Origin of the sequence: Dyella humicola, assembly GCF_026283945.1 — a bacterium.
GTDB classification, from domain to species: domain Bacteria; phylum Pseudomonadota; class Gammaproteobacteria; order Xanthomonadales; family Rhodanobacteraceae; genus Dyella; species Dyella humicola.
This window is the reverse complement of record NZ_JAPDPC010000001.1, coordinates 166302-179301: the sequence shown is the minus strand read 5'-3', so window position 1 is coordinate 179301 and position 13000 is coordinate 166302. Positions and strand designations below refer to the sequence as shown.

The following is a 13000-nucleotide window of genomic DNA, read 5'->3' as shown; positions in this document are numbered from 1 at the left end:
CCACGATCGCTGGTTAGGCTCCCGCGATGTCAGTACCGATCCAACCCCTGGCCGTCAGTGCCTTTACGGCCACTTCGGCGCTTGGCCATGGTCTTGAAAGCCACGTCGCCGCCCTTGCCGCCTCGCGCGGCGGACTTCGTCCGAACGATTTCAGCAGTGCGCCGCTGGCCTGCTGGATCGGCCGTGTGGATGGCGTGGAAGAGGCCTCGCTGCCGGCCGCGCATGCCGTGTGGGAATGCCGTAACAACCGCCTTGCCTGGCTGGGCCTGCATCAGGACCATTTCCTGGAGCGTGCGCTGGACGCGCGTCAGCGCTACGGTGCCGCGCGCGTCGCCCTGGTACTGGCGACCTCCACCGCGAGTATGGGTGCCACCGAGGAGGCCTATCGCCGCCTCGATGCGCAAGGCCATATGCCGCCGGACCTGCGGCGCCCGCTGATCCATTCCCCGCACTCGCTGGCGGGCTTCGTCGCCGAGGCGCTCGGCCTGGAAGGGCCCTGCCTGACCGTCTCCACGGCATGCTCGTCCAGCGCCAAGGTGTTCGCGAATGCCGAGCGACTGATCCGGCTGGGCCTGGTGGATGCCGCCGTCGTCGGTGGTGTCGACACCCTCTGCGACAGCGTGCTGTTCGGGTTCAACGCGCTCGAACTGGTGTCGCCGGAACCGTGCCGGCCGTTCGACCAGGGCCGCGGCGGCATCTCGGTCGGTGAGGCGGCCGGGTTCGCCCTGCTCGAACGCATCGACGCCGCACCCCGCGCATTGCGCTTGCTCGGCTACGGCGAGTCCAGCGATGCCCATCACATGTCAACGCCGCATCCGGAGGGGCTGGGCGCCGAACTCGCCCTGCGCGATGCTCTCGATCGTGCCGGCTTGCGCGCGGACCAGGTCGACTACATCAACCTGCACGGCACGGCCAGCCGCAAGAACGACGAAGTGGAAGCCGCACTCATCGCGCGGACCTTTCCGGCGTCCACCCGGGCCAGCTCGACCAAGGGCTTCACGGGCCACACGCTGGGCGCCGCGGGCATTCTCGAAGCCGTGTTCGCGCTCTTGGCGATTCAACACGGCCTGGTTCCGGGCAGCCTGGGCTGCACGACGCCCGATGCCGCATGCGGTCCCCAGTTGGCGCTGGAAAACGAGCGGCGGCAAATCGATGTAGCGCTGAGCAACTCCTTCGGCTTCGGCGGCAACAACGCCTGCCTGGCCTTCGGCAGGGCACCGGCATGAACACCCTGCCGGTTTTCGTCGAAGGTATCGGCCTGTGGTCGACGGCCCTGGGAGATTTCGCCGCGCTGCAGGCACTGGAAAAGGGTGACGCGGTGACACCGCCCTCGGCCAAACCGCCGGCCACGTTCCTACCCGCCAACGAACGGCGCCGCGCGCCGGAAAGTGTCTTGCTGGCCATCGAAGTGGCCGGGCAAGCCGTCGCCATGAGTGAACGTTCGGCCAGCGAACTGCCGTGCGTGTTCAGCTCCGCCTATGGCGACCAGCTGATTTCCGACTACATGTGCGCCACGCTCGCCCGGGCACCCGCCGAACTCTCGCCCACGCGCTTCCACAATTCGGTGCACAACGCGCCTGCGGGCTACTGGACCATGGCGACCGGCTGCCACGCCACATCCAGCGCCATCTGCGCTGGCCCCGCCAGTTTTGGCGCGAGCTTGCTGGAGGCGGCCACCTTGAGTCAGGCCGAACAGCGTCCGGTGCTGTTGGTCTGTAGCGACATCGCAGGTAGCGGCCCGGTGGGAGAGGTGAGCGGCTCACGCACCAGCTTTGGTTGCGCGCTGGTACTGGCACCGGAGCAGGGCCTGCGCAGCCTCGGCAAGCTCGTCCTGACGCTCGAACCGCATGCCGGCCTGGCTCTGCACCCGGGACCGCCCACCGGTGCCTGGCACGAAGCCAATCCCACCGCTGCATCGGCGTGGCCGCTGTTACAAAATCTTGCACATGGCGAGGGACACTGTACGCTCGCCGCGGCTGCGACCCTGGCCTTGCGAGTCTCACTGGAGAAGGTTGCTTGAATACATCCGACGCCCGCTGGTGCGTGTTGATCCCCTGCCTCAACGAGGAAGCGGCGATTCAAGGCGTGGTCGAATCGGTGCTGGCACTCAACGTACCGGTCATCGTCGTGGACGATGGCTCGGACGATCGCACCCCACAGATCGTGGGCTCGCTGCCCGTCACCTTGCTGAGTCATCCGCAGCGCAGGGGCAAGGGCGAAGCGCTGCGTACCGGTTTCCGTGAAGCCGTGCGCCAAGGTTTCGATGCCGTCATCACCATGGATGGCGACGGACAGCATCTGGCCAGCGACATCCCGCGCATCGCCGCCGCTGCGCAACGCTTTCCTGACCATATCGTGATCGGCGCGCGCCTGCTCGATCGCGAACAGCAACCGAAGGGTCGCCGTCGCGCCAACGCGGTCGCAGATTGGGCTATCTCCTGGGCCTGTGCGCAGCCCGTGGCCGATACACAGAGCGGACAACGCTGGTACCCACGTGCAGCCCTCGATCTGGTCGACCTGCCCGCCGAGAACTTCGTGTTCGAGGCAGCCATTCTCATCACGGCGTCGCGCATGAAGAACCTGGGTGTCGTCTCCGTGCCGATCGCGTCGCGCTACCACCGCGAGTTTCGCGTCAGCCACTTCAGCCCGGTACGCGACATCGCGCGCATCACCGGCTACACCATCGGCCAGCTAATTCACAACGGCAACGTCCTCGCCAGCTATCGGCGCTCACGCGCGTCGCAGCCGCTCGTCTACGACACGGCTGCAACGTGATGGTAGCTGCACCCGGCGCTGTCGCCGGGTGGAAAGTACTCGTCATGGGTCATGCGGCGGGATGGATAACGGCGGCGCGCCCACTCGCAAGCACCTGACCACGATGTTCCACGCGGAATGCATACTGCGCACCCGTGTCGTCGGCATACAGGCACTGCGCATGGACGTCCAAATGCCCATCGAGCTTGTCGACGAACTCGACTGAAAGCGCCACGTCCCGCACGCTGACCAGACGGCCCTGGCGCGACTCCATTACGCCACGCTCACGCGAAAGCAATGCGCTGTGCACCGCCATGGCCTGCGCGCCGAACTCGACGAGGTTGACTGCGTGCAGGCCGTGTTTGCCGCGCAAAGGATGGTCGGCGTTGGCATGGCCGATGGTCGTGGCGTGGATGGTGGTGGCATCCCATGCCTGCACGGCATCCAACAGGCACATCGTGCCTTGATGAGGGATGAGTTGCGCCCAGTCAGTCTTTGCGAGCATGCGGAGCCATGACGATCGAAAGGCAGAAATGGAAGGCCACACCCAGGCTCACTGTCAGTCCAATGGCGCGCAGCACGGGAATGGAGCTCCATGCGAGCATGCCAAACACCAGCAGGGCCGACAACACGCAGACAAGGGTGGCGTGCAGGGTACGCCGCTGCTCGGCCGCATCTCCCGTGTCGCGCTCGAAGAACAGTGCATAGTGCAGGCCGAGACCGGCCGCGAGGATCAGGGCAACCAGATGGAACAGCGAGATCTCGACGCCGGCCACCCGCTCGACCCCCAGCACCAGGAACGTGGCCAGGGTCATCGGCGCCAGCACGTGCCAGGCGCGGCGGACGCTGCGCAAAGCGAAGGTGATGACCAACGCAAGCAATACTGTTGCGGCAAGCAAGGCGTGCAGAATGCGTGCGCGATAATCGACGACCAATGACTCTGCAGCATCCTTCAGATCGAGCACACGCACGGCCCCACCGCTTTCCTGCGCCCATGCCTGCAATGCTGCCACGTCGTGCAGTCCGCTGAGCGTAGCCAGACCCAGCCACTGGTCATCACGCTGCACCAGCATGGCCGACAGGCGTTGCCCCAAGGGTGACGCCGCAAAGCGTGTCGGCGTGAGCGGCGGCCATTCGCGCGCCTTCTGCACGTCATCCACGAAGGGGGCGAATAGCCCGGGCTGGAACGGCAGGCCTTGCAAGGCCACGTTCAGCGCCTGCTGCAACGGCGCACGAGCCGGTAGCTTCTGTTGGCGCCCACGCTGCACGGCCTCGCTGGGGAGATAGCGCGATGGCAACTCGACCGCATCCACCGCATGTCGCGCCACCAGAGCCACGATCGCCGGCTCGATGTACTCGGATAGCTCCAGCACGCCTTGCTCGCTCGATGACGCCAGGATCAACAAGTAGCGCACATCCGGCGCGCCCAGGGCCTCGCGCAGGCGCGCGTCGCGCTGCAGCAGATCCCGCGGCAACGGTGTGAGCGCAGCCAGATCGTTTTGCCAGAACGGGCCTTGCGCAAAGACCAGCATCAGTACGGTAGCCAGCGCGACCACCAGCGGAATCCAGCGCGGCCGCGGCAGCCCATCGACGATTCGGCGCGCGGCGATCAACCACGGCATATCGGCCACGTCACGCACCCGCTCGGGCAACAAATAAGGCAGCAGATAGCGCGTGCTGCATCCCGCCACTAGCAGCCCGGTGACGGTGAACACCGCCAGCTGACGCAATCCATTCACGCCCGAGGCGTAGAACGCGGCATAAGCGATGCAGGCCGATGCGATGGCCGTCATCAACAGCGGCCACAATTCGCGCACGCTTTGCACAGCGTCCTCGCCGGCGCGGCGATGACTGAGAACGCGTATCGGATACTCCTGCGCCACGCCCAACAGGGTGAAGCCAAACGCCAGCGTGATGCCGTGCACTTGAGGAAACAACCACACCAGCGCAGCGATGCCCGCCAGCGCAGCGCTGGCGATCGGCAGGGCCGACAGCAGTAGCGAGCTGACACTGCGGTAAGCCAACAGCAGCAACAGGACGAAACCCACGGTGGAGATGCGACCGATCCATTCGGCCTGGCCGCGCGTTTGCGCGTTCACCACCACGCTGAAATAGCCAGGACCGCTCAGCGTGAGCGCGGCGCCCTGATGGCCGGGCAGAGCATCGAAAGCGCGGCGAATGCCGTCGATGGCGATCGTCTGCGCATCCGGGTCGAAGCCTGGCGCCTGCGTCTGCACCAGCAGCAAAGCCTCATTCTGCGCCGAGAACCACACGCCGTTGCGCACGTCCGGCGACGTCGGTGGCGTCCAGCGCTCGGCCAGCTTCAGGACTTCAAGCGTGGGATCCCGCGGCAGCAAACCCTTCAGCAAGCTGGCGGCCGGCGAGGACAGATCTTCCAGCCGTTGCTGCAGTTCATCGCGCAGGAACGCGGCATCCAGGCGCTGGGTGTCCAGCGTCGGCGACAACAGATAGCGATAGGGCAACAGCCTGTCGTCGAGCGAGGCGGTGTCGAAACTGCCGTTGATCACCTGACTGTAGTGGTCATCCTTGCGCAGCGCCGCCGCCAACGCCTGGCTCAATGCCGCGAGCTGATCCTCGAACTTGCCCGCGATAGCGAGCAGCAACAGCCGTGAACCGGGGCCTTCGCCGACCTGTTCCATCAACAGGCGTTGATCGGGTGTGGTCGGCGCCGGCATGAAGCTGCGCAAATCGGTGCTGATGCGCAGACGCTGGGACACCATCCAGCCCAGTGCGGCCAGCGTCGCCAGCCACAGCACCAGCAGGACCAGTCGCCTGCCGCGATGCATGCTCATCCGCCCTGGCAGAGCGCCACCAGGGCGTCGCGCGTGGGCGCCGCCGGCATGCTGGCGGCGAGGTCACCCAGCAGATCAATGGCGAGATCGCCGTCCGCCTCCTGCATGCGTATGCAGCGCGGCTCGTTGCCCTGTCCGTCAATCTCGATGCGACTGACCGTGCGCACCAGGGTCGGGTCGCGCGGCGTGAGCGTCAGGGTCCAGCGCTTCGAATCGTCGACGGTATGCTGGATGGCAAAGGCCTGCTCCAGGCGTGCGGAATCGCCGCCGAGCAAGGCGACAAAGCTGTCGAGCATGATCTGCAGCTGCGGCGCGCGCTTGAGCGAGAAGCGACGCGGCGGACGACCCTCGCGCTGCTGGGTTACTTCGCCATCGGCGATGCTCGAGACTTCGCGATTGGGGTGTTCCACGTGGCGCTCAAGGCGATCGCCGCCCAACCAGGCCAACTCGCCGGACACGACCAGTGGTTGATCCAGCAACTTGAGGAAACGTGCCTCGGCGAAGGCCGTGCGCGCAGGCGCAGGACGACCTAGCGAGTTCACCAGCGCGCGTGCCGTGGCGGCGTCTTCAGGCGCCGACGCGTTTACGCACAGCGACAGCATCGTTCCAGACAGGAACACCAGCATCTTGCTGCCAGAAGTCATAGAAATTGAACCAGTTGTAGGGGGCAACCTGCGCGTAATGTTCCACGCGAAGGGCGTAACGGGCGATAACCGCGTCCAGCGCATGCGCGCGGTCGTGGCGCGGAATCTCCACGCGTTCGGCGAACGGTTCGAAGATGAGGCGGTAGCGGTTACCGCCTTCGTAAAGGCCGAAGCACAGCATCACCGGCACTTTCAGCGAGTGCGCCAACAACCAGGGACCCACGGGGAAGGGCGCGGGTTCACCGAGGAAGGGGGTACGTCGCAACACTTCGTGCTCGCGCCCACGGTCGGCCAGCAAGGCCACCATGGCACCCTGCTCACAGGCTTCGGCCACCGCGAGCGTTATGGATGCGCCGCCCAGCGATGCATCGATCACCTGGTCGCCGACTTCGGGAGCGAGCGCTTCCAGCAACTCGGTCATGGCAGGTGTTTTCTGCTTGTCGAGTACGACGCGCAGCGAAGCCTCCGGCCGCCGCGATCGCAACGCGCGCAAGGCTTCGAAGCTGCCCTGATGGGTTCCCAGCAACAGCAAGCCACGCCCCTGCGCAAGGCAGACCTCGAGTTCGTCCAGCCCTTCCACCGAAATATCGAAACCCTTCTCGCCGTGCGCCAGCAGGAAGATCCGATCGAGAAGGGTCGCGGCAAAGCTGTGGATGTGCTTCATCACATGCCAGGCGGAAACCGGCCGGCCCTGGACTCGCTCCAGAAAGCGCCGCGAGGCAAGCCGTTCAGGCCCACGCCGCAGGAAAAAATAGAGTGTGATCGGATAGAGGCATAGACGGCCAAGTGGGCGGCCACCACGCAACGCGATCGTGCGGATCAGCCACAACGCGAAACGTCCACCACCTTCAGGGCGGCTCTGCCAGTGTTCGCTCACGGCGCCCCCTCGATCAGGCCGCGCGCCAGCAAGGTGCCGTCGCGACGTATTTCGAAGCGCACGCGGCCGGCCGCGTCGATCAAGTCCAGCGTGGCACGTTCATCCGGCAGCAGCGGTGCCACGAACTTGACTTCCAATACGCGCGCCATGCGCAGATCGCGCCACTCCCGCAACGCCTGCGCCACCTGCTCCAGCAGCACCACGCCCGGCACCAGCGGCGCACCAGGGAAGTGCCCGGGCAGGCTGGGATGATCTGCCGCGACGCAGATGTCGCGCTGATAGACGGTGCTACTCATGGCAACGTGGAGCCATTACCACGCGCCCGCTGGGGCCAAGCTGCCGCCATGCCACAGCCGCGACGTAGTCTTCTGGTGCGAGGAGAGAGAGAACGACATGGCGGGATCTGCCTGTTCGCTAAACCGGCGACGGCGGAGGAAAGCTGCAGGCTCTGACCGCATCATGCCCCATGGGGGTTAGGCCGCGCGGTGCTGTTCGATGTGTTCGGACAGCGTACGCAGGCTGGTAAAGATCTGGCGGTTTTCCGGATTGTCCGAGCGCAGCTGAAAGCCGTAGCGCTTGGACACGGCCAGCGCGATCTCCAGCGCGTCGATGGAATCCAGACCGAGGTCACCGCCGAACAGAGGTGCATCAGGATCGATCTGATCAGGCGTCACTGCCTCCAGATTGAGGCATTCCACGATCAAGGTAGCCAGCTGGTGTTGTGGGGTGCTCTGCTCGGCCATGCCTTTGCGTACTCGGTACATGCGCCTCTCCCCCAGAGGCAGCGGCCGACAAGTGTAACATAGCGCCCCCGCCTCCCTCGGTTGCACTCCATGGTTCAGGGTTGTGAAAACGCTGTCGCCCGGCCTGCGCTGCGGCGCGCACCGCAGGTGTCTTACCGCAGTGCCGACGCCGAGGCGGTCCTGCACGAGTCGGGCACGCTGGCCGTATTCGGCTTTGGAGCCGGCGCCAGCCGAAGCGCCGATCCGCGCTGGGTGAGGGTCGATCTCGAGTGCTTTGATGCGCCGGCACCGCTGGAGATCTGGCAGGTGAACGGGACGGTAACCCATGGTCGCGCGGGCGAGTTGCGCTGGTCCGCCGGCGACGGCTGGCTGTTCGCTGCCATCGAGCTGGACGAGCACGCCCACGGTGGCCCCCGCGGCGCCAGCGCCGCTGCTTACGCGGCCGTGTGCGGTTTTCTTGCGACCCGCCGTGAACACCACGTGCAACGCATCTGGAATTATCTCGGCGACATCAACCTGGGCGACGGCGACAGCGAGCGCTACAAGCAGTTCTGCGATGGCCGGGTGGAGGGCATGGGCGCGTTCTTCGCCGAGGGATTCCCCGCCGCGACCGCCATCGGCCACCATGCCGCCGAATCGCGCCTGCAGGTCTACCTGCTCGCCTGTGACCAGCCCGGCCTGAGGGTGGAAAATCCGCGCCAGGTCAGCGCCTGGCACTACCCGCGCCAATATGGCCGCACAACGCCCCGATTCGCCCGCGCCATGGCCTTGCCGGCTCAGGACGCCCTGGCCATCTCAGGAACGGCCGCCGTGGTTGGCCACGCCTCGGCACATCAGGACGACCTGCTGGCCCAACTCGACGAAACGCTGACCAACCTCGAGGCCCTGCTTGCCAGCGCCGGCATGAACGCCGGCTTCGACACGCAATCGCCGCTCAAGGCCTACGTGCGACAGCCGACCGACGCGCCAATGGTTCGCGATGTCCTGCAGCGCCGGCTGCCCGGCGTGCCCGTACTCCTGCTGCACGGCGACATCTGCAGGCAGGAATTGCTGGTGGAAATCGACGGCTGGCGCTACGCGTAACAGCAACCGGATCGTACGGGTCATTTCTTGGTCGGACGGTGCCAGCCCTCAAGCGTTACCTGACGCGCGCGCGCCAGTGTCAGCTCACCGGCCGGCGCATCCTTACCGATCACCGAGCCCGCGCCAATGGTGGCCTGGGCGCCGATCGTCACGGGGGCCACCAAGGCGCTGTTCGAGCCGATGAAGGCACCATCGCCGATCGTGGTGAGACTCTTGTTCACGCCGTCGTAGTTGCACGTGATGGTGCCGGCGCCGATGTTCACGCCGCTACCAATCACGGTGTCGCCAAGATAGCTCAGGTGATTGGCCTTGCTGCCCTCGCCGAGATGCGCCTTCTTGGTCTCGACAAAGTTACCGATATGCACGCCGGTAGCCAGTTCGGTACCCGGGCGCAAGCGCGCATACGGCCCGATGATGCACGGACCGTGCGTCACCACGCCTTCCAGATCACAGTGCGAATGCACGACGGTGCCTGCGGCGAGACGCACATCCTTCAAGCGTGTGAATGCGCCAATCCGTACGTCCTCGCCCAGCGATACCTCGCCTTCGAGAATGACGTCGATATCGATGTCGACGTCCGCGCCCGCCGTCACCGTGCCGCGTACGTCGATGCGTGAAGGATCGACGATGCGCACACCTTCCAGCGCCAGCGCCTTGGCGGCGCGCAGCCGATACTGAGCCTCAAGCTCGGCCAGCTGCCAGGGATTGTTGGCACCGGCCGCCTCGTATTCGTCCTCGCATTCCACGCACGCCGCAGCACGATTCTCGGCAGCGGCCATGGCGAAGATGTCGGTGAGGTAGTACTCGCCTTGCGCGTTGTTGCGATCGAGTTTCGATGTCCAGCGCTTCAGTGCCACCGCTTCGGCGGCAACAATGCCTGTGTTGATCAGATTGATGGCGCGTTGGCTGTCATCGGCGTCCTTCTCTTCCACGACGGCACGCACCAAGCCATTGCCGTCACGCAGTACGCGCCCGTAACCCTGCGGATCGGCGACACGGGTAGCCAACAGGCCGACCGTGCCTTCGGCGTTCACGAGGCGCTGCAAGGTCTGTGCGCGAGTCAGCGGCACATCGCCATAAAGCACCAACACCGTGGCATCGTCGGGAACATCAAGCAGCGCTTCACGCACGGCATGCCCGGTACCCAGCCGCTGCGATTGCAACACCCAATGCAAATCGGCCTGACCCTCAAACGCCGCCCGCACCTGCTCACCGCAATGGCCATAAACCAGGTGGATGACCTGAGGCCCCAATGCGCGGGCGGCCTCGAGCACATGCGCCAGCAACGGTCGGCCGGCCAATGGCATCAGCACCTTGGCCTTCTTGGACTTCATGCGCTTGCCTTCGCCAGCGGCAAGGACGATGACGTGGAGGGGAGCGTTTTTGATCATGGGCTGGCCCGTCGTGGCTAGCGGCGGAGCATAGCAGCCGCCGGATGGAGATCTGCGGACATGGTGAGGGCGTGAAAAAGGCTAGCGCGCGCCGTCCGCGGCGGCATTGACGTCGGTGACCGGCTTGCCGTCCTTCCAGGCGAAGCGAAACACATAGGCTGCGCTGAACGGGCGCGCTTCGCTGTCGACCTTGTGCTCGTTGCCGTTCGCATCGGCCGCCCAGCGACTGATCAACAAGGGCTCGAACGTCCATTGCATGGCCGCCTTGCGTACCGCATCGGCGAACGGCCGGCGCTGGGGATCGACCTGTACCTCGTCGGCGATGCGTACCTCGCTGACCTTGCCTTCGGCATTGACGATCAACTGTGCCTCGATTTCAACCGGCGGGAGTCCGGACGAGAGCAATTCCGGCGGATAGATCGGGGCCGAGCGCGCACTGGGTATGGCACCCGTGGAAATCTCACCCATCGCCAGCTGGTAATGCCGCATGCTTTCCTTAGCGACGGCGCGATAGGACGTATCGCCCTGCGGGGACGGCTGTGCGGGTGCCGGCGAGGGCGTGGTCGCGCAACCCGCCAGCATGGTAGCGGCGGCGGCAAGAGCCCATCCCAGCGGCGGTCGATAGCTGGCTTGGCGAATTGACTTCACGTCCATGCGTCGCCCTCTCCCGTGGGGTGGACGCAGCATAAACAAAAACGCCGGCCTGTTGGCCGGCGTCTCGTATCGCCCGGGTGGGCGCGTGTCTTAGTGCTTGAGCGTCTTGCGGAGACGCTCCAGCGCCTGCAGCTGGGTGAGTGCCTGGGCCAGCTTGGCCTGGGCATCGGCGATCTCAACCGCGTCGGTGCGATTGGCCAGCGCGTCCTCTGCTTCCCGCTTGGCGGCCAGGGCGGCAGCTTCATCGATTTTGTCGGAGCGGATCGCCGAATCCGCCAGCACGGTGACCACCTGCGGCTGGACTTCGAGAATGCCGCCGCTGGTGATGGAGATATCGATCTTCTCACCGTTCGACTGGGTAACGACGACCTTGCCCGGCTTCAGGCGGGTGATCAGCGGCGCGTGGCGCGGCGTGATGCCCAGCTCGCCGAGCTCGCCGGTGGCAACGACCATCGTCGCCTCGCCCGAGTAGATCTCGGCTTCGGCACTGACGACTTCGACGCGAATGGTGTGGCTCATGACTGAAGATTCCGGATGCTTAAGGCGACGGGCGGACCGTTAGGTCCGCCCTGAGGGATCAGGCGGCCTTCTTGGCAGCCATTTCCTCGGCCTTCTTGATGGCCTCGTCGATGCCGCCGACCATGTAGAACGCCTGTTCCGGTAGGTGATCAGCGTCGCCGTCCACGATCATCTTGAAGCCGCGGATGGTTTCCTTCAGCGGCACGTACTTGCCCGGCGAACCGGTGAACACTTCGGCCACGTGGAACGGCTGCGAGAAGAAGCGCTCGATCTTGCGCGCACGCGACACGGCCTGCTTGTCTTCTTCCGACAGCTCGTCCATGCCCAGGATCGCGATGATGTCCTTGAGCTCTTTGTATTTCTGCAGCGTGCCCTGCACGCGACGGGCGACGTCGTAGTGCTCGACGCCGATCACGTTCGGGTCGAGCTGGCGGCTGGTGGAGTCCAGCGGATCCACGGCCGGGTAGATACCCAGCGAGGCGATGTTACGCGAGAGCACCACGGTCGCATCCAAGTGGGCGAAGGTGGTGGCCGGCGACGGATCGGTAAGGTCATCCGCGGGCACGTACACGGCCTGGATTGAAGTGATCGAACCGGTCTTGGTCGAGGTGATGCGCTCCTGCAGCACGCCCATTTCCTCGGCCAGCGTCGGCTGGTAACCCACGGCGGACGGCATACGGCCGAGCAGTGCGGACACTTCGGTACCGGCCAGCGTGTAGCGGTAGATGTTGTCGACGAACAACAGCACGTCCTTGCCCCTGCCGTGCTCGTCCTTCTCGTCGCGGAAGTACTCGGCCATGGTCAGGCCGGTCAGCGCAACGCGCAGACGGTTGCCCGGCGGCTCGTTCATCTGGCCGTACACCATCGCGACCTTGTCCAGGACGTTGGAGTCCTTCATCTCGTGGTAGAAGTCGTTGCCCTCACGGGTACGCTCGCCCACGCCGGCGAACACGGACAGACCCGCGTGCGCCTTGGCGATGTTGTTGATCAGCTCCATCATGTTCACGGTCTTGCCCACGCCGGCGCCGCCGAACAGGCCGACCTTGCCGCCCTTGGCAAACGGGCACATCAGGTCGATGACCTTGATGCCGGTTTCCAGCAGATCGCTGGCAGCCGCCTGGTCGTCATAGCTCGGCGCTTCGCGATGGATGACCCAGCGATCCTGCTCGCCGATCGGGCCCGCTTCATCAATCGGCTCGCCCAGCACGTCCATGATGCGGCCGAGCGTGGCCTTGCCGACCGGCACCTTGATGCCTTCGCCGGTGTTGCGCGCCACGAGGCCGCGCTTCAGGCCGCCGGTGGAACCGAGGGCGATGGTACGGACGATCCCGTCACCCAATACCTGCTGGACTTCCAGCGTGATATCGGTGCCGTCAATCTTCAGCGCGTCGTAAACCTGCGGCACCTGATCGCGCGGAAATTCCACGTCGATAACCGCGCCGATGATCTGTACAACTTTGCCCTGGCTCATGGATTTGCTCCGGATGGATCTTTTAGTGTTTGTTGCGGCGCCGCTTCGCGT

General features: G+C 65.3%; 14 protein-coding genes. 4 read left to right on the top strand and 10 right to left on the bottom strand.

Features of this window, described 5'->3' with window-relative positions:
* Positions 1 to 26 precede the first annotated feature (26 nt).
* Genes OUZ30_RS00785 through OUZ30_RS00775 form a run of 3 tightly spaced genes read left to right on the top strand, consistent with a single transcriptional unit; the run spans position 27 to position 2775 of the window.
* Complete coding sequence (locus OUZ30_RS00785; protein WP_266180248.1) at positions 27 to 1226, top strand: beta-ketoacyl-[acyl-carrier-protein] synthase family protein; 1200 nt, start codon at positions 27 to 29, stop codon at positions 1224 to 1226.
* Positions 1223 to 2020, top strand: a complete 798-nt coding sequence (locus tag OUZ30_RS00780; RefSeq protein ID WP_266180247.1) for a beta-ketoacyl synthase chain length factor — start codon at positions 1223 to 1225, stop codon at positions 2018 to 2020. The genes OUZ30_RS00785 and OUZ30_RS00780 overlap by 4 nt, the downstream gene beginning before the upstream one ends.
* Positions 2017 to 2775 carry a glycosyltransferase family 2 protein gene (locus OUZ30_RS00775; protein ID WP_266180246.1) on the top strand — a complete coding sequence of 253 codons (759 nt, stop codon included), beginning with the start codon at positions 2017 to 2019 and terminating at the stop codon, positions 2773 to 2775. Before OUZ30_RS00780 ends, OUZ30_RS00775 begins: the two co-directional genes overlap by 4 nt.
* Before the next feature lie 49 nt (positions 2776 to 2824).
* On the opposite strand, the gene OUZ30_RS00770 is transcribed toward OUZ30_RS00775, so the two are convergent.
* The 6 genes from OUZ30_RS00770 to OUZ30_RS00745 form a co-directional block, all read right to left on the bottom strand.
* Complete coding sequence (locus tag OUZ30_RS00770) at positions 2825 to 3259, bottom strand: hotdog family protein (protein WP_266180245.1); 435 nt, start codon at positions 3257 to 3259, stop codon at positions 2825 to 2827.
* Entirely contained in the window at positions 3243 to 5561 is a 2319-nt protein-coding gene (locus OUZ30_RS00765; protein ID WP_266180244.1) for an MMPL family transporter, read from the bottom strand. Before OUZ30_RS00765 ends, OUZ30_RS00770 begins: the two co-directional genes overlap by 17 nt.
* A gap of 2 nt (positions 5562 to 5563) precedes the next feature.
* The gene (locus OUZ30_RS00760) at positions 5564 to 6211 is read right to left on the bottom strand and encodes a LolA-related protein (RefSeq protein ID WP_266180243.1); all 648 of its coding nucleotides are present in this window, start codon (positions 6209 to 6211) and stop codon (positions 5564 to 5566) included.
* Positions 6135 to 7088, bottom strand: coding sequence for a lysophospholipid acyltransferase family protein (locus tag OUZ30_RS00755; protein ID WP_266180242.1), 954 nt, complete (start codon positions 7086 to 7088; stop codon positions 6135 to 6137). Before OUZ30_RS00755 ends, OUZ30_RS00760 begins: the two co-directional genes overlap by 77 nt.
* The gene (locus OUZ30_RS00750; RefSeq protein ID WP_266180241.1) at positions 7085 to 7384 is read right to left on the bottom strand and encodes an ApeI family dehydratase; all 300 of its coding nucleotides are present in this window, start codon (positions 7382 to 7384) and stop codon (positions 7085 to 7087) included. Before OUZ30_RS00750 ends, OUZ30_RS00755 begins: the two co-directional genes overlap by 4 nt.
* Positions 7385 to 7561: 177 nt before the next feature.
* Positions 7562 to 7831, bottom strand: a complete 270-nt coding sequence (locus OUZ30_RS00745) for a phosphopantetheine-binding protein (protein WP_266151054.1) — start codon at positions 7829 to 7831, stop codon at positions 7562 to 7564.
* Between the two features lie 90 nt (positions 7832 to 7921).
* On the opposite strand from OUZ30_RS00745, the gene OUZ30_RS00740 reads away from it, so the two are divergent.
* Positions 7922 to 8914: a chorismate transformation FkbO/Hyg5 family protein gene (locus OUZ30_RS00740; RefSeq protein ID WP_266180240.1), complete on the top strand. Its 993-nt coding sequence runs from the start codon at positions 7922 to 7924 to the stop codon at positions 8912 to 8914.
* A gap of 20 nt (positions 8915 to 8934) precedes the next feature.
* Here the strand turns inward: OUZ30_RS00740 and glmU are convergent, their stop codons facing one another.
* The 4 genes from glmU to atpD all read right to left on the bottom strand — a co-directional run bounded on the left by glmU (position 8935) and on the right by atpD (position 12949).
* Entirely contained in the window at positions 8935 to 10302 is a 1368-nt protein-coding gene (gene glmU / locus OUZ30_RS00735) for a bifunctional UDP-N-acetylglucosamine diphosphorylase/glucosamine-1-phosphate N-acetyltransferase GlmU (RefSeq protein WP_266183072.1), read from the bottom strand.
* Positions 10303 to 10386: 84 nt separating this feature from the next.
* Entirely contained in the window at positions 10387 to 10959 is a 573-nt protein-coding gene (locus tag OUZ30_RS00730; protein ID WP_266180239.1) for a hypothetical protein, read from the bottom strand.
* 90 nt (positions 10960 to 11049) lie between these two features.
* A complete protein-coding gene (locus OUZ30_RS00725) occupies positions 11050 to 11478 on the bottom strand; it encodes a F0F1 ATP synthase subunit epsilon (protein ID WP_266180238.1) in 429 nt (142 codons plus the stop codon).
* Positions 11479 to 11536: 58 nt separating this feature from the next.
* Complete coding sequence (gene atpD, locus OUZ30_RS00720; protein ID WP_266180237.1) at positions 11537 to 12949, bottom strand: F0F1 ATP synthase subunit beta; 1413 nt, start codon at positions 12947 to 12949, stop codon at positions 11537 to 11539.
* Between the last annotated feature and the right edge of the window lie 51 nt (positions 12950 to 13000).